Origin of the sequence: Phyllobacterium endophyticum, from assembly GCF_003010935.1 — a bacterium.
Classification (GTDB): Bacteria; Pseudomonadota; Alphaproteobacteria; order Rhizobiales; family Rhizobiaceae; genus Phyllobacterium; species Phyllobacterium endophyticum.
The window spans coordinates 791,829-808,103 of the sequence record NZ_PGGN01000003.1 but is presented as its reverse complement, the minus strand read 5'-3'; the positions used below and the strand labels follow the sequence as shown (position 1 = coordinate 808,103).

17 protein-coding genes are annotated in these 16,275 nt (G+C 61.5%); 8 read left to right on the top strand and 9 right to left on the bottom strand.

Annotation, left to right across the window (positions count from 1 at the left end):
• Window positions 1-59: 59 nt before the first annotated feature.
• Entirely contained in the window at window positions 60-1,376 is a 1,317-nt protein-coding gene (locus CU100_RS18030; RefSeq protein WP_106717918.1) for an MFS transporter, read from the bottom strand.
• Between the two features lie 164 nt (window positions 1,377-1,540).
• On the opposite strand from CU100_RS18030, the gene CU100_RS18025 reads away from it, so the two are divergent.
• Complete coding sequence (locus CU100_RS18025) at window positions 1,541-2,464, top strand: AraC family transcriptional regulator (RefSeq protein WP_183635554.1); 924 nt, start codon at window positions 1,541-1,543, stop codon at window positions 2,462-2,464.
• Window positions 2,465-2,591: 127 nt separating this feature from the next.
• Here CU100_RS18025 and CU100_RS18020 read toward each other — a convergent pair whose 3' ends face one another.
• Window positions 2,592-3,407, bottom strand: coding sequence for an NAD-dependent epimerase/dehydratase family protein (locus CU100_RS18020; protein ID WP_106717917.1), 816 nt, complete (start codon window positions 3,405-3,407; stop codon window positions 2,592-2,594).
• A complete protein-coding gene (locus CU100_RS18015; protein ID WP_106717916.1) occupies window positions 3,404-3,865 on the bottom strand; it encodes a MarR family winged helix-turn-helix transcriptional regulator in 462 nt (153 codons plus the stop codon). The genes CU100_RS18020 and CU100_RS18015 overlap by 4 nt, the downstream gene beginning before the upstream one ends.
• A gap of 412 nt (window positions 3,866-4,277) precedes the next feature.
• Between CU100_RS18015 and CU100_RS18005 the strand changes: the two genes are divergently transcribed.
• The 6 genes from CU100_RS18005 (at window position 4,278) to CU100_RS27335 (ending at window position 8,937) form a co-directional block, all read left to right on the top strand.
• Entirely contained in the window at window positions 4,278-4,748 is a 471-nt protein-coding gene (locus tag CU100_RS18005; protein ID WP_106717914.1) for a DUF2147 domain-containing protein, read from the top strand.
• Entirely contained in the window at window positions 4,745-5,641 is an 897-nt protein-coding gene (locus CU100_RS18000; protein ID WP_245419103.1) for a DUF2306 domain-containing protein, read from the top strand. The genes CU100_RS18005 and CU100_RS18000 overlap by 4 nt, the downstream gene beginning before the upstream one ends.
• Before the next feature lie 201 nt (window positions 5,642-5,842).
• Window positions 5,843-6,790 carry an SDR family oxidoreductase gene (locus CU100_RS17995; protein ID WP_106717913.1) on the top strand — a complete coding sequence of 316 codons (948 nt, stop codon included), beginning with the start codon at window positions 5,843-5,845 and terminating at the stop codon, window positions 6,788-6,790.
• 187 nt (window positions 6,791-6,977) lie between these two features.
• Window positions 6,978-7,892, top strand: a complete 915-nt coding sequence (locus tag CU100_RS17990; RefSeq protein ID WP_106717912.1) for an SDR family oxidoreductase — start codon at window positions 6,978-6,980, stop codon at window positions 7,890-7,892.
• A gap of 260 nt (window positions 7,893-8,152) precedes the next feature.
• Window positions 8,153-8,644, top strand: coding sequence for an alpha/beta hydrolase (locus CU100_RS27340; RefSeq protein WP_245419102.1), 492 nt, complete (start codon window positions 8,153-8,155; stop codon window positions 8,642-8,644).
• Entirely contained in the window at window positions 8,584-8,937 is a 354-nt protein-coding gene (locus CU100_RS27335) for a hypothetical protein (protein ID WP_245419101.1), read from the top strand. The genes CU100_RS27340 and CU100_RS27335 overlap by 61 nt, the downstream gene beginning before the upstream one ends.
• 204 nt (window positions 8,938-9,141) lie before the next feature.
• Here the strand turns inward: CU100_RS27335 and CU100_RS17980 are convergent, their stop codons facing one another.
• The 3 genes from CU100_RS17980 to CU100_RS17970 form a co-directional block, all read right to left on the bottom strand.
• Window positions 9,142-9,666, bottom strand: a complete 525-nt coding sequence (locus CU100_RS17980) for a DUF1097 domain-containing protein (RefSeq protein ID WP_245419100.1) — start codon at window positions 9,664-9,666, stop codon at window positions 9,142-9,144.
• 109 nt (window positions 9,667-9,775) lie between these two features.
• Window positions 9,776-10,531: an SDR family oxidoreductase gene (locus CU100_RS17975; RefSeq protein ID WP_106717911.1), complete on the bottom strand. Its 756-nt coding sequence runs from the start codon at window positions 10,529-10,531 to the stop codon at window positions 9,776-9,778.
• A gap of 39 nt (window positions 10,532-10,570) precedes the next feature.
• A complete protein-coding gene (locus tag CU100_RS17970) occupies window positions 10,571-11,455 on the bottom strand; it encodes an NmrA family NAD(P)-binding protein (RefSeq protein WP_106717910.1) in 885 nt (294 codons plus the stop codon).
• Between the two features lie 174 nt (window positions 11,456-11,629).
• Between CU100_RS17970 and CU100_RS17965 the strand changes: the two genes are divergently transcribed.
• Complete coding sequence (locus CU100_RS17965) at window positions 11,630-12,685, top strand: AraC family transcriptional regulator (protein ID WP_106717909.1); 1,056 nt, start codon at window positions 11,630-11,632, stop codon at window positions 12,683-12,685.
• Window positions 12,686-12,689: 4 nt separating this feature from the next.
• Here CU100_RS17965 and CU100_RS17960 read toward each other — a convergent pair whose 3' ends face one another.
• The 3 genes from CU100_RS17960 to CU100_RS17950 are packed head-to-tail and all read right to left on the bottom strand — an operon-like array spanning window position 12,690 to window position 16,087.
• Window positions 12,690-14,897 carry a xanthine dehydrogenase family protein molybdopterin-binding subunit gene (locus CU100_RS17960; protein WP_106717908.1) on the bottom strand — a complete coding sequence of 736 codons (2,208 nt, stop codon included), beginning with the start codon at window positions 14,895-14,897 and terminating at the stop codon, window positions 12,690-12,692.
• Between the two features lie 33 nt (window positions 14,898-14,930).
• On the bottom strand, window positions 14,931-15,623 hold the full coding sequence (locus CU100_RS17955; RefSeq protein ID WP_106717907.1) for an Isoquinoline 1-oxidoreductase subunit: 693 nt from the start codon (window positions 15,621-15,623) through the stop codon (window positions 14,931-14,933).
• Window positions 15,620-16,087 carry a (2Fe-2S)-binding protein gene (locus tag CU100_RS17950; protein ID WP_106717906.1) on the bottom strand — a complete coding sequence of 156 codons (468 nt, stop codon included), beginning with the start codon at window positions 16,085-16,087 and terminating at the stop codon, window positions 15,620-15,622. Before CU100_RS17950 ends, CU100_RS17955 begins: the two co-directional genes overlap by 4 nt.
• Between the last annotated feature and the right edge of the window lie 188 nt (window positions 16,088-16,275).

Genomic DNA, 16,275 nt, shown 5'->3' with positions numbered 1-16,275 from the left:
AAGCCTCTCTTTCTCAAAAAAGCCCGGCTTGCGGGTACGACCGTGGCCGCGTTTGGTAGTCACTGGCGCCGGAGTGCGGCGGCGATGCGCTGGTTTGCGATCAGCATGGCGATGCCGGTCAGGACGCTTGCGACGGGGACGATGAGCAGGCCGAGCCCGAGGCCATTGGAAACTTGCGCCGCTGTCGCCGCGTCACTGATCATGCCGACCATGAGGGGACCGAGGGCTGGCCCCAAAAGGCCGGAGCCGATCATCGCAAGGCTCGTCGCCATCGCCTCCTTGCCCTTGCCGGCCACCAGATGCGCGGCGCCGAAGCACCACGGCAGCAGAAATGCGAAGGACAGCATGCCGGGGACGAAGAGGAGGATGGAAAGCCATCCGACCGGCGCGAACAATGCCGCCGTCGTCGTCAGGCTTGCGATCATGAAGAGGATAGCGGGCGGACCGAGGACCCGGCCGGTTCCGGAGCGCACCGCGTGATCGAAGAGGCGTCCGCCCACGAGCGTACCGCAAATCCCCATCGCGCCTTGCAGCAGGCCGAACGCCAGTCCGGCCTCGCTGGTGCTGAAGCCGTGGGTGCGGATGAGAAAGGGAACGGCGAACGCGTAGAAGGGCGCTGCGGCGAAACCGAGAGCGATCGAGCCGATGAACAGCCAACGGAATGCCGGGGACGAAAGCAACCGCAGGCTTGCCTTCAAGAACGGCTCGCTATTGGCGAGCGTGCGCTTGAGCGGCGGGGTCGGACCGACGACAACGAGAGCCAGCAGACCGATCAGCACGCCCATGACGCCTGCGCCTACCAGGGCTGTACGCCAGCCGAGCGTATCGCCGATCGCGCCGCCGACGGCGAAACCCACCATGGTGCCGAGCGGAATGCCCATCGAGAAAATGCCGAGCGCCAGCCCGCGGCGCTCGGGCGGGATCTTGCGGGCGATGATCGCGTGGCTGGTGGGCGTCCCGCCGGCCTCGCCGAACGCGACGCCGAAGCGGGTGAAGGCGAGGCACAGGAAACTCATGGCGAGACCGCCGAGCAATGTCATCGCACTCCAGAGCAGGATGCACAAAATGAGGACGAACCGGGGCGATCCTCGATCAGCGGCGCGGGCGAGCGGCATCGACAGCAGCGTGTAGCAGACCGCAAAGGCGATGCCGGTGAGCAAACCCATTTCGGTGTCGCTCAGATCGAGGTCTTGCTTGATTGACTCGGCGAGAACGAAGGGAAGCATCCGGTCGATCTGGGAGGTTGCGCTGACTAGAAACAGCGTAGTAAGCAGCACCGGGATACGCCACCCACGGACGTGTTCATCGCCGCTCGCCTTCGCTATATTGGGCAGCACAGTTTGCTGATCTATTGACGACGCGGCGGTTTCTGTCATGATTGGCGCTTCCCTGGCTGTGACTGGCATCACCAAGCTAGAGGAAGTCTCAAATGACCAGAATGCCCGATACCTCAATAAACTTGCCTATTCCTACAAGCCGCGATATGCTGGCGGTTGAAGGGCAAGTTCTGCGCTGGCCTCGAAACCAATCGGAGGTTCGCGTGTCATCATCGCTACTTGGCGGGGTCACCACTTACATCGAAAGCCAGGGCGGCGGTGAGGGCCTGTTTCCGACGCAGATCGCCAGCGTCAACATCACCCGTTCCTACCAGCAGCGGATGCCGATGCGGCTGATCTACCGACCGTCGCTCTGCGTCGTGGTCCAGGGGGCGAAGGAAATTCTCTTCGGCGAGGACACGCTTCGCTACGGCGCCATGGAGTGCCTGGTCGTCAGTATGGAAATGCCAGCCAGTGGACGGGTCGTCGACGCGAGTCCGCAGGCACCCTACATCGGCGTCACCATCGATCTCGACGTCACGATGCTGCGCGAGGTGCTGGAGCAGTTGGAGACACCGCCCGTTCCACCGGCCACCCCCGGTCCATGCGTGTTCGTCGGCAAGGTCGACGAACCGTTGTCCGAATGTGTGCTGCGTCTGATCCGCATGTCCCAGACGCCGAAGGCGATACCGATCCTCTACCCATCCGTCATGCGCGAAATCTGCTACTGGCTTCTCACCGGCCCGCAGGGCGCCGAACTCTGCAGCCTGGCCGTTCCGGAATCGAATTTCATGCGGGTCGCCAAGGCGATCTATTTTCTGCGCGCCAATTTCGCCCAGACGCTGCGTGTGGAGCAAATGGCCGAGGTCGCGCGCATGAGCCCGTCATCGTTTCACCAGCACTTCAAGCAGCTCACCTCGGTGACGCCGCTTCAGTTCCAGAAGCAGTTGCGCCTCCTTGAGTCGCGACGCCTAATGGTCGCGGACGCTGCGAGCGTCGAGGAAGCCGCCTACAAGGTGGGCTACGAAAGCGCTTCGCAGTTCAGCCGCGAATATTCCCGGATGTTCGGCGTTGCCCCAAAGCAGGACGCGCTGAACCACCAGCGCATGTATAGCCAGTACGCCAGCCGCAAGGCGCGAACAGCCTAGGCACCGCGTTGCAGCAGGTCGCTCCTTGCCGGCTCGGCTCGGAGCGGCCTTGCCGATATGCCGTGAAGAAATGCCATTGTGAGTGGCGCGAATATGCCTCCGGCCGTCAGCTGCCGACGGGCGGGCGTCACATCAAGTTTTCCTGCATTGCCTGATAAACGGTCCTCACGATTGGTTGAAAACCAAGACTGCGAGCGAGCGAGACATCCATCTGCAGGCGCCAAGGATCGCCCAGCGGCGCTGAGGACGGTTCCATTGTTCCGCCGACCAGGGCGACGAGCTCGTAGATCGAGGTCGGCGCCTCATCGGCGATATTGACGATGCGCCCATCCATCGTGCCGGTCAGGGCGAGGTTCATCGCGGTGGCGATATCGCGATGATGAACCATGCTCATCCTCTGGGCTGGATGCATTTTGAAGCTGGAGACCAGTCGCGGCAACTCTTCGAGATGTCCGTCCTTGTCGCCATAAACGAAGCCGAACCGCTGGATCGACCAGTTCAGACCGCTTTCGCGCAGCGCGTTCTCGGCGGCGAGCTTGCTGGCCGGATAGGCTTGTTGCGGGTTGGCCGCATCGTCCTCGCGGCCAGGGTGCGGGCTGTCCGCGTCATAGACATTGGACGTGCTTGCCATGATGAAACGCGCCTCAGGCGCACCCGCTTTCGCCGCGGCGATGAGGTTGCGCGTGCCTTCGAGGTTGCTTCTCCAGATAAGATCGGTGTCGGGCGTGCGGAAAACCGCGGCAAGATGGATGATCGCCGAAACGCCCTCCACCGCCCGCATGAGGGATGCGGGATCGAGAAGGTCCGCTTCTACCGAGCTGACGCCGAGGGGCCTCCGCTTCCCGTCGCGCATCAGGACACGGCAATTCACAGCCGCATCGACAAGGCGCGGAAGAAGACGGGCTCCGACGAGCCCTGTTGCGCCGGTTACCAAGACTGTCATGACGTTGTTCCTTTCTGTAGCAGGTTTTCGAGACGCTTCGTTGCGGTCTGAAGAACCCGGACCGCGACTGCGATGTCGGCCTCGTCGATGCCGTCGAACGCGACCGAGCGGATGAAAGAGAGATCGGGCAGTTCGCCCCACAGCTTTGCGCCGGTAGCGGTGATGCGTAGACGCTTCTGGCGCTGATCGACCCCGTCGGGCTCTTGCTCGACGAGACCCTTGCGCACGAGGGTCGCAACGATGCCGGTCATTGTGGCACGTTCGATCGTAAGCAACCGCACGAGATCACGCTGCATGGTCGGTCCCGCGATTGCGAGTTGATAGAGCACGTACCACTGCACGGACCCGAGATCGTAAGGACGCAGGGCAGAGTCCATGACCGCCCGGCCGGCGAAGTAACACCGCTTTGTCCAGGCTCCGATAAGGTCGCGATCCGTATCTTTCTGCTCCCGACCCATCAATACACGCTCCAATCTCGCTAGCTACCTAGCAAAATATGTGAGGTACCAAACGAATGTCAAGGGGATCTGCTTTGCTCTGATCACTTGCAGGAGGGAGAGGAGGCAGCATCGGCGGATCGAACGAAGGCCGGTTTCCTCGCCTCTTCACGAACTGCTGCGCGAACTGGGATGAGCCATCCTCCCTTTGCTCAACTGCAGGATCAGGCAGGAAATTTGAGCTTCTGGGCATTCGGCGCCGCGCCGCGAGCGTGTAGCTTCACTGGCGCAATGTCCCGGCAGCTGTCCGGCCGGTTCCAAGACCGGGCTCCTTTTGAGGAGAGCCGCAGGATCATTGGCATCCACGGAAGTCTGGGGCGACACGACTCTCATGTCGACGTCCGCTCCAAATCGGCAAAAAAGGAAGTATAGAATGGTGAAATCGCTAATGGGGCCCTTGCTGGCCGCGGCGCTCTCGGCAGGAATGACAGGTCTCCCCGTTGGAGATGCTTTCGCACAAGCCTCTTCGCCGGACCAGATTGTCGGCGTATGGCAATCCGAGGACGGCAACATCAAACTCGAGATGTTCGACGCCGGAGAAACCTATGCGGCCCGCGTCCTCTACGGAAAGCTTCTGATGGAGGCCGACGGCAAGACCTTCAAGAAGGACACCCTCAATCCGGATCCGAACCTTAGGAGCCGCTCACTAGAGCGCGCTGTTCTCGTGACCAACCTCAAGTGGGATGCCGCTGACCGTCGGTGGGAAGGCGGAAATTTTTACAGTGGGGCAACCGGTCAGACCCACTCCGCTCGAGCAACGCTGGTGAGCGGAAAGCTGGAGCTTCGCGCGTATATGGGCACCGCCATACTCGGTCGGACCATGGTGCTTCGCCGCGCGCAATGAAACGCGAAGGAAGGCCCGCCGAGCCAAGCGGCGGCTCGCATGGCGCTGCACTGCGCTGGAGCGCTCGGCTTCTCGTCGCCGCAAGCTGGATCAGCGGCGCCATCTTCGCCATCTACATCATCGCGTTCTTCGGCGGCGTGATCGTGGCCGGCGCCGGTGAGCGATGGAACGAGTTGTTTCCCGATTTGTACGATGGCGAGGCATTGCTTTCGACGGCAGCCATCGGCTCGCATTTCATGGCTGGGGGCGTGCTCCTGCTGCTTGGGCCTGTTCAGTTGATCGGAAGCGTGCGCCGCAGCGTTCCCGCCCTCCATCGTTGGCTCGGCCGAATCTACGTCCTTTCGGCCGGCTTGGCCGGGCTGGCTGGTCTTGGCTTCATATGGGGAAGAGGTACGATCGGCGGCCCGCTAATGGATACCGGCATTGGCATCTACGGCGCGCTGATGGTGCTATGCGCAGCCATGGCCTATGCCCGAGCCCGCGCCGACAAATACGATCAGCATCGCGCCTGGGCGATCAGGTTGTTCGCGCTGACGGTCGGCTCCTGGCTCTACCGGATGGAATATGGCGCCTGGGTTCCTGCTATCAGGTGGCATTGGGACGGGCAGCGGTTTTACCGGCTGGTTCGACGCGATCATGATGTTCTTTTTCTATGTCCCCAATATCGTCGTCGCCGAACTCTTAATCCGGGCGCGCCGCCGGGATTTCGGCGAGGTTGCCAGCTTTGGAGCAGCAACGGTGCTTCTGGCTGCAAGCGCCATCATCATCTTCGCGACCTGGAGCTTCACTGCTCGCAGTTGGGGGCCGGGATTGATCAGCGGTATCACGGAGATGTCGCTATAGGCCGTCCACCAACCGATACTGGGGTGGCAGACGAGCCCCGCTTTGCGTGAACCTGAGCGCCACCAGAACCCGGGGCGTACTTGGCCTTCAATAGCCTGCCGTAGGGATGCAGGATCAGGCATGATTTTTGCGGGTTCCGGCATGGAGGGTCTGCCGTGCCCCGGGCATGCTGGCAATGAAGAAGAAAGGCAGGCTTGGAGACCATCATTAGTCAAAGGCTCCGCCCAGCGTTAGACAAGGCAGAACGATTGATGTCAAAGTGGACATTCGGGAACATTCCAACACAGCGCGGCCGCTCAGCGATCGTCACCGGCACCGGCGGGCTGGGTTTCGAGACCGCGCTGGCACTGGTGCGAGCCGGCGCTGATGTTGTGATCGCCGGGCGCAATCCCGACAAGGGCGCTAAAGCGGTCGATGCGATCAGAGAGACTGTCCCTGGCGCGCAGGTGCGGTTCGGCAAGCTGGATCTCGCAAATCTCGCTTCGATCGCGGAATTTGCCGCGCAGCTCGTACAGGAGCAAGACAGCGTCGAGCTCCTGGTGAATAACGCGGGCGTCATGAGAACGCCGGAGCGTCGCGAGACCAGCGACGGTTTCGAGCTACAATTGGGCACGAACTATCTAGGTCATTTCGCTCTCACTGCGCATCTGCTGCCGCTCCTGATGAGGGGGCAGAAGCCTCGCGTCGTGACCCTGGGTAGCATTGCGGCACGGTGGGGAGCGATTGACTTCGACGATCTTCAAGCCGCGCGCGGCTACAGGCCGATAAAGGTTTACTGCCAGTCGAAGCTGGCCTGCGTCATGTTCGCCTTCGAACTGAACCGGCGCAGCCAGGCAGCCGGATGGGGCATCGAGAGCCTCGCGGCTCACCCCGGCATCTCACGCACCGACCTGATTGCGAACGGACCGGGCTGGTCGAGCGTACCGGGGTTCGCGCGCCGCTATCTATGGTTTCTTTACCAGCCCGTGTGGAAGGGCGCCTTGCCCACGCTGTTTGCGGCGACAGACCCGGCCGCGCGCGACGGCGCTTACTACGGACCGGACAGGCTCGGCGGGACGCGCGGCTATCCGACCGAGGAGACGCCTCCGGGCCAAGCGCTGGACGCAGCGGTGGCAGCTCGCCTCTGGCAGACCTCGCTGGAACTGACCAACGTGGACTTCCAGATAGGAGGCTCGCGGACCTTGATGTCGTCACCATAGGCGCGGCAGGATCGGCATTCGCCCTCCTTCGCTCATCGATTTAATGTAGGAATAGGCAGGTTTCTTACCGGTTCAGGCATGGCGTTTCGTAGCCCACGTCCTTCTATGGGGGAGGGTTAACAGCGGGCGCACTGCGACAAGCGTCACAAGAGATCTCGCAGAACTTTCGAGAAGGCATGGATCCCATATGACCAAGTGGACGAGCAAGAACATTCCATCGCAACATGGCCGTACAGCGGTTGTCACCGGAACCGGAGGATTGGGCTACGAGGACGCGCTGGCCTTGGCCCGAGCAGGTGCAAGTGTCGTGATCGCCGGGCGCAATCCCCAGAAGGGGGCTGAAGCCGTGGCGGCGATCAGACAAGCCGTGCCGGGCGGGCAAGTGCGGTTTGGTAAGGTGGATCTCGCCAGCCTCGCATCGATCGCCGATTTTGCCACACAGCTTGCACGGGAGCTAGACGGCCTCGATCTCCTGATCAACAATGCCGGCGTCATGACGCCGCCGGAGCGTCGCCAGACTAGCGACGGATTCGAATTGCAGTTCGGCACCAACTATCTCAGCCATTTCGCCCTGACCGGACATTTGCTGCCATTGCTGAAGAAGGGACGAAATGCGCGTGTCGTCACCCTCGGCAGCGTGGCGGCGCGGAGTGGAGCGATCAATTTCGATGACCTTCAAGCTCAGCGCGGATACAAGCCGGGGCCGGTCTACAGCCAGTCGAAACTCGCCTGCGTGATGTTCGCCTTCGAGCTGAGTCGGCGCAGCAAGGCGGCCGGCTGGGGCGTGGAAAGCCTGGCGGCGCACCCCGGCGTCTCACGCACCGACCTGCTTCCGAATGGAGCGGGCGAGTGGAGCGCGGCTGGGATGGCGCGCCGTTTCCTGCCGTTTCTGTTTCAACCCGTGTGGCAGGGGGCATTACCCACGCTGTATGCCGCGACCGATCCGGCAGCGCGCGACGGCGCTTATTACGGGCCTGACAGGCTGGGCGGGACGCGTGGTTATCCGACCGAGGAGAAGCCTCCTCGCCAAGCTCTGGATACCGCTGTTGCGGCTCGTCTTTGGGATATTTCCGGGGAATTGACCAACGTGAAGTTCGCGTGAAACGTCATGAGGTAAGGTTCCTTATGTGACGGAGGCAAGTGACATGGTCGATCCAAATCCGCGTTTTTCAAGGCGAGATGTCCTGGTCGCCGCCGGCGCAACCGCCTCACAGCGGTGCCGAAACGTGCTGCAAGCGCCCTTGATGAAATGATGAGGACAGGTAACTTGAAACGCATCTCGTTCAAAAACAAAAATATCGACATCGCAGGGAATCTGCATCTGCCGGACGGCTTTGATGAAACCAAGTCATATCCGCGATCGTGCTGACGACGCCAGGCAGCGGCGTCAAGGAGCAGATCGGCGCCGTCTACGCCGAGAAGATGGCCGACCGCGGTTTCGTCGCTTTGACCTTCGATCCATCCTACCAAGGCGAGAGCGGCGGAGAACCTCGTCATCTGGACGACCCGGCTGCGCGCGTCGAGGATATTCATTGCGCCGTTGACTATCTGATGACGCTTCCGTTCATCGATGAGGCCCGCGTTGGTCTATTGTCGATCTGCGCTGGTGGCGGCTATGGAATAACCGCCGCTCTAACTGAACGCCGTTTCAGGGCGATCGGGACCGTGGTCGCCAGCAACATCGGCGCGGCCTTCCGCGCGATGCAGCCGGGCGGCGATGTTCTTGGGACGTTGGAGGCAGTGGGGAAGCAGCGGACCGCCGAAGCACGCGGCGCCGATTTGAGGCTTGATCCGTGGATCCTGACAGTCTTGCGGAGGCAAAAGAGCAGGGCGCTACCGACCCGGACCTTCTGAAAGCGGTCTATTGCTATCGGGAGTCGCCCTATCGCCATCCCAATTCATCAATCCGACTGCTCTTCAGGAGCAATGCCTACCTCATCGGCTTCGACGCTTTCAACCTCGTACCCGAGCTGCTGACGCAACCGCTTCAGGTGATCGTGGCCGGCGGTCGCGGCGCGACAGGTCAGTATGAGGACGGCGAGCGCCTGTTCATCCTTTCACCGGCCACTGAGAAGTATTCTTCGTCGTTGAAGTGCAGGCCATTACGATATGCACTATGTCCCCGACTATGTGGATCAGGCCATTGAACGGCTGGCGCCCTTCTATTCGAAGCATCTCGGCGCGTAGGATGGAGTGTCCCGTTGTCCGGTAACGCAACAGCATCAATCCAACATCCTCACGAGATAGGGGCTGAGGCGCTTCAACGTCATGCACATGATTGCGGCTGAGCACAAGAGTATCGTCCTCAGCCGCATCTTGCCACGGCTTTTGCAAACCGATGCAACTGGACGCTACTCGGCGAAGCGCCTGTTGAGAGCTTGGCAAGTGTAGCCGGCAAGTCCACCGATTCCGGTCGCGATGGCCAGATGCATGAACGACGCGACGGCAAAATCGAGTTCGGCCGCGAAGTACGTTACCATTCCGAGGAACCACGAAAGCATGTTGCCGAGAACGCTGTGTGTTCGCAGGCCGACGATGACGATCGCAACGAGGAACACGACAGCCGGAAGAGCCAGCTGGTCGAGCGAAGGGATCAGGGCACCGGTCAGGATGTGGGACAAGGCACCTATCGCGATGCCGAGCCAGAGGCACAGCATCGCCGCCGAGCTGTTCTTCGGTGATGTCGGCCGTGTGAACCACGCGATGAATCCCGCGAACATCACCCAGACCTCCAGGCTGAGCGCTGCGCTGAGCCAGGCGGCAAAGGCCGCGACGACGGAAGCGATGACTGTCCACAGGATGAATTTGCCGCGGTGCAGGCGGTGATCGGCCTGCGGCCGCCTTTGGGGCGCTTTTTGAACGTGTACACTGCTCATCTCGAAGTCTCCTTTCGTTGGCCTCCAGAGGAGGTTTTAGGTAAGGACCGGGCACACCGAGCTACGCTCCCGGCGTTTCGCTCCGACCGTGCGACGATAAACGGGACGCCTAAGCCTGGTTCAGATTGGCGTATATGTCCGGATAGATGCCGCGCCGTTCCGCCATGCGCAGACCCTTGACCCGCTCGACCAGGATTTCGCCATCGGCCGGTGTGGGCTCTCCGAGAAGCCTGACAACTTCGGCTATGTAGTCGGCCAGCGGCATGGCAACGGGATCGTTCGCCTGCTGAGGCCCCGCGAGTTCGGTCTGCACATAGGGCGGTGGAAGCTCGATGACTTCGATCGGTTTATGCCGCAACTGATGACGCAGGAACTGCAGCCAGGAATGGAGAAACGCCTTGCTCGCGCAATAGGTGGGGTAGTTGAAGCGCGGTACGAAGGCGAGACCCGATGTTGTGGTGATGATGGTCGAGTTTGGCTGCCTCGCGAGTGTCGGCAGCAGGGCCGCCGTCAGCCGTAGGACGCCCAGAATATTGGTCTCGATGATGGAGAGCGATGTGTCGATGTCGATCGCGTCGCGATCCCACGCCTCGAGACGGGAAATGCCGGCATTGTTCACAAGAACGTCGAGGTCGGGAAAAAGGGATTGAACGTCTTCGGCCAGACGAGTGATCGCCTCGGGGGCCTGCATATCCACCTGCAGCCCATGCATCCCCGGATGCGCTTCGGTGATCTCGTCAAGAAGCGCTTGGCGCCGTCCCGCGATGATGACGTGGTTGCCGCCCCGATGGAACGCTTCGGCGAGCCCGCGCCCAATGCCGCTCGACCCGCCGGTGATGAGAATGGTGCGACCAGTCAGATGCATGCTTTGATACTCCTGTTGTTGAGGTATTTGAGTTCGGGCTCAAGTGTTGATGGCGGGCTTGAGCGTATCCTCGCACCACTGCCGGAAGCCGGTCGGCGTTGCATTTTCCGGCATCCTCGACACTGCCAAATCGAGGCCGTTAGCCTTTGCCCAGGCCATGTCCGACATGCCCTGGGCCATGGCATCGGAGAAGCCGAACTGTATGAAGCGAGCCTTGTAGGCGTCGAAGCTGATCTGCTGGTAGGTGACCACCTTGCCGAGCACATCGGATATAATCGCGGCCATGTCGTTGAACGAAATGTCCTCGGGCCCGAGAACCGGCACCTCGCCCTGGTCAGTCCAATTGTCGTCGAGCAGCCAGCGTGCCGCGACCGCTGCGATGTCGCGCGTTGCAACGCACGGTAGCTTGAGGTCGCCCGAGATGGGCATGAAGAACTTGTCCAGATCCCTGATCGCGCTCGCTTGCCGGGCGATGTTGTCCATGAAGGACGGGTTAGCCAAACCACGGAATGCGACGCCCGTGCCGGCAATCAAGTCGTCCGTAGCCAGCGATCCGGAGACGAAACCCGCCTTGTCGGCGAGCGGCGAGCCGCGCCCGAGTGCCGTGATCGCAACGACGCGCTTGACGCTTTGCTCCATCAAAGCCGCTGCTGCGGGACGGGTGAAATCGACGTAGGCCGCCTTGACGGAAACGGCCTTCGGGTCGGGAGGCACCAGCCAGAATACGGCGTCGGCGCCGCTGAACGCTTCATTGACGATGCCAGGATCCCCGTGCGAACCTTGGACGACCTCGACGCTATCTCGCACCTCTTCGGTAAGATGGGATGGATCGCGTGCGATCACCCGAATTGGTGCGCCTGATTGGAGAAGTTTCTGCACGACTTGACGGCCAGTATCGCCAGTGGGGGCGGTTACAACGATCATGTTTTACTCCGGTGTTCAAAGGCCAAAGCGCGGTCGGCGGCCGCGCCCACCGAGTTGGCAAGGCAGACATGGCGCCGCCAGCATTTATGTCTGGGCTTAAGACGTAGGCGGTTGCTTTAGGACGTTCTATGCTGCATAATCCGCTTTACCTTCGCAATCGTCCGAGATGAGTCCATGGATCCCCTATCTGACGTCCTTTCGCTTCTAAAACCTCATGCCTATGTGTCTTCCGGCTTCGACGCTGGCGGTGACTGGGCTGTCCAGTTCGGCGATCAGCACAAGCTCATCAAATGTTATGCGGTCGTGTCGGGTGGCTGCTGGCTCACCGTCGAGGGTGTCAGCGATGCGGTGCGCCTGGAGGCTGGCGATTGCTTCGTGCTGCCGACGGGTCGCCCCTTCCGGCTTGGCAGCGACATCGATGGGCCTGCGGTCGGGGCCGGGGAGATATTCCCGGCGGCGCGAAGGGGTGGTGTGGTCACGCTCAACGGCGGCGGCGGATTGTTTCTTGTCGGAAGCCGCTTTGGCGTGAAGGGCAATCACGCCGATATGCTGCTGGGCCTGCTTCCGCCGATCGTCCACATTCACGAGCAACCCGAGCGGGCAGCCCTGCGCTGGTCGGTCGAGCAAATGATGAAGGAGCTGCGAGAAGAGCAGCCCGGCAACGCCCTCGTGGCGCAGCACTTGGCCCATCTGATGCTGGTGCAGGCTCTGCGTGTGCATCTGGACACGGGTGGCGGCGACCGTGTCGGCTGGTTCTTCTCTCTGGCGGATAAACAACTTGGCGCCGCGATCAAGGCTATCCATGCCGAACCCGCATATCCATGGGCCCTACAAGAGCTTGGTGAGATTGCCGGCATGTCACGTTCAACATTTGCGCTCAGGTTCAAGGAGCGCGTGGGCGAGCCTCCGATGCAGTACGTGGCAAGGTGGCGAATGCTGCTTGCCTGCGACAGGCTGGAGAATTCAAGCGATCCCGTCTCGACGGTTGCCGCTTCGCTCGGCTATGAATCGGAAAGTGCGTTTAGCACGGCCTTCAAACGCGTCATGGGATGCTCGCCTCGCCAATACGGGCGCTTTCGGAAGGCGGAGCCGGAGGCGATTTCCGTTGCCGCAAGCTCGCTGTCCCATGAGCGGCGCCCAGATTCCGAGAATGGTAGCCGTCGCGTTCAGCACAATGTTGTTGCGGTGGCAATGGGCGGGCGACCTGCGCCGGACCCAGGACCTGCATGACTCGCTAACCGTTAAATTGCGCGGACACGTCCGTATTGCTGCGCGCGTTTCCGTCGAGGAACGGCAGGCGTGATGTTGGCTGCCCAGTCAATGCCAGAATTGCGTTTGCGACCGCCGGTGCAATTGGTGCTACCCCCGGCTCGCCCATTCCGGTTGGCCTGCTCGTGGAGGCGATAATGTGGGTTTCGACGACGGGCATCTCGTTCATACGCAAAACGAGGTACCGATCGAAATTGGTTTCCTGAACGATACCGTCCTTTAGCGTGATCGCGCCATAAAGAGCAGCAGACAGACCGAAGCCGATGCTCCCCTCCATTTGCGCTGCGATCTGGTCGTGCGCGATGGCGATACCGCAATCGACGACGGCCACGACGCGGCGCACGAGGGGCCGGCCGTCGACCAAACGCACCTCGGCGACCTGGCCAACGATCGTGCCGAAGGCTTCGTGAATAGCGAGGCCCCGCGCCCAGCCGGTTTCGAGCGGCGTGCCCCATCCTGCCTTCAGGCAAAGCTCGTCAAGTACTGCCAGCCGTCGCTTATCCTCCACTTTTTCGTAGAACACACGTCGGTACGCTGCCGGGTCGAGGCCGGCCCGCCGGGCAAGTTGATCGATGATATGCTCCATCACCAGGGCGGTATAGGAATGACCGACCGAGCGCCATAAGCCGACCACGACCGGAAAGGTCGGTGTGAAGATCTTGCCATCGACGGTCGAAGCGGTCGAGAAATAGGGCGAGTGGGTGATCCCTTCGGTCGCCAGAGAGTTCGGCCCAACGGGAAGAAGCGATTGGCAGACGCTGTGGATGCGCCAGCGCGTCGGAAATCCGTCCCGACCCAATTGAACCCACACACGGTGATGCGACATCGGCCGGAAATAGCCGGATGCTATCTCGTCCTCGCGGCTCCACATCAGCTTGACAGGGCGGCCATCGGTCCGCTTGGCGATCCGCACACATTCGACGAGATAGTCAGAGCTCAGAACGCCGCGGCGGCCGAACGACCCGCCGGCAGGCACCACTTCGATGTCGACCTTGCCGGGAATGGTGCGGGCGGCAAACGCCGCATAGACCTGATCAACCGTCGCCAGATGCGCGCCCGATGTGATCGACACGTCCCAGCCGTTCACCTGGGCAACACAGTCGAGTGTCTCCATGGGCGCATGCGCGAGATAGGGAAAGTCGAAGGCGAAATCCGCTACATCATCATCGAACGGGACCTCAGAGTCGTCGCCCTTGGAATCGAACTCGGCCGGTTCCACATCGCTGCGTCCTGCCGCGATATCGTGATAGTAGCGGACGAGTTCGTGCGTGGAGCGCGTTTCGGCTTCGCTGTCGTCCCATTCGATGCGAAGCGCATCGCGCCCCTTCCATGCGGCAAAAGTCGTTTCGGCGACCACGGCAACGCCGGTTTCGGTCGCGAAGACATCGACGACGCCCTTCACCTTGCGCGCGTCGGATGCATCGAACCGCGCCAGCGTGCCGCCGAAGCGGGGGCTATGCGCGACCATCGCGACCAGCATGTCCGGGCGCTGGATGTCCTGCGTGTAGACCTGGGCGCCCGTGCTCTTCGAAAGGCTATCCTTGCGCCGCACCTTGTCGGTCCCGATCAGCCGATAGTCCGCCGGCTGTTTAAGCATGGGCGAGTCCGGCGGCGGCTGGCGCGAAGCGTCGGCGAGGAGTTCCGGGAAGGTGGCAGTGCGACGTGAGTCGAGGTGTGACACAATGCCGTTGCGGATATCGATCGAGCCGCTCGGAACGCCCCACCGGAGAGCGGCCGCGGCCACGAACATGGCACGTGCCGCGGCACCGGCATTGCGCATCAGGTCCCAATTGGATGCAATGCCGTTCGACGCTCCTGTCATCTGCGGGCCGTAGGCGCGAAAATTGCTGCGCGAATCGACGACGCGCACTCTGTCCCAATCCGCGTCGAGCTCCTCGGCGACGATCGCGGCGAGACCGGCATGGATGCCCTGACCCAGTTCCTGCTGCTTGTTAACGACTGTTATCCAGCCGTCATCGGTAATACGGATGAAGGGTCCGAAAGCGCTGGGCCGCGGATCATCACCGCCGCCTTGCAGGATCGCGCCGGCGACCTGCATCGGGTTGGTTGCGATGTAGCCGACGACCAGTGCGCCGCCGATCAGCGATCCACCCAGGATCAACCGGCGGCGCGTCATCCGGAAGCGCGATTTCTTTTCGGGCAAATCGATCATGGGTATCCTCTTATCAGGGTTGGCGGGGCTTGCTCATGGCGGGCAGGCTGCACCGGTTTCCAGCCAGGCTTTGATCAGCGCTCCGAACTCCGCCTGAGCGCCGGGCACAGGCCGCCGGTTTGCGCCCGGATGCCATGCCCAGCCGACCAGTTCGTCCTCTGTCATGTGACGGAGCAGTTCTTCTCGTGTCATGTGCGAGCGTGTGGGATCCAGAAGTTGCCTGCAGATATCGCCGAGCGTCTTGCCCTGCCAGGCCATTTCGATCGGCGCGAGCATCCACGTTGGATTGCCGGGCACGCCGGATGGCTCGAAATTCGTGTCCCCGTGGCAGGTTGAGCAGCGCAGTGTCGAAGCACCGCCGCCGTCCAGGCCGCGCGTGACCCATGGCACGTGGGCGCGCATGGCATCAGTCTGTGTCGGCCGATCCGTTTGCGGATGACAATTCATACAGCGTGGATGCTGGATCACGCGACCCGCTTCCTCGAACAGCGCGACCGAACGTTCGTTCAGATCGGCTATCGCAGCGAAATCAGACGCCAGGCGCAGGCGTTCGACCTCGGCAGGTTGCAGCTTAATTTCGATAGACTGTGTCTGCGGCATGGTTCTAGGGTACAGCGCGTAGGCAAGGCCGCCCGCACCCACCACCACGATCAGTCCAAGTACAGACAAGACGCCAACCTTAAGTCGGCGACGCCAGTTTCCGAAGGCGGATGCACGCCAGCTCATGTCGGTGTACCCAACTTCGATGCGGCATCGTGGATGGCGGCGCGGATGCGATTGTAAGTGGCGCATCGACAGAGGTTGCCGCTCATGGCCAGATCGATATCGCGGTCGGTAGGTTTCTCGACGGTGCGAAGCAACGCGATCGCGCTCATGACCTGCCCCGATTGACAGAAGCCACATTGCGGGACGTCGTGCGCGACCCAGGCGTCCTGGATCGCCCTCACGTCGGCGCCTTCTACAGCCTCTATCGTGGTGATCCGGGCGGACGAAGCCCTCTCGAGCGAGAGTGTACATGAACGCATCGGCTTGCCATCGACATGCACCGTGCATGCGCCACATTGCGCTGCACCGCAGCCATACTTCGTGCCGGACAGCTTCAACGTATCGCGAAGCACCCAGAGGAGGGGAGTTTGTCCGTCATCTTCGACGTGGTGAACTTGGCCATTAACGGAGATCGCATACGACATGAACAACTCTCGGGATTTCAGCTATTTCACCTGAGAGGCTATTCTTTTCCGGCTCAGACGAACACACGCGATCCTTTAAATAAATTGCCCATTCCTACAAATGGATGATTGGCCGTCTTGATGGGACGAAGGAATCGCCGCACCTTCAATTCGATAAAGTGGGAGAGTCGCTTTCACCGGAAGCCTTC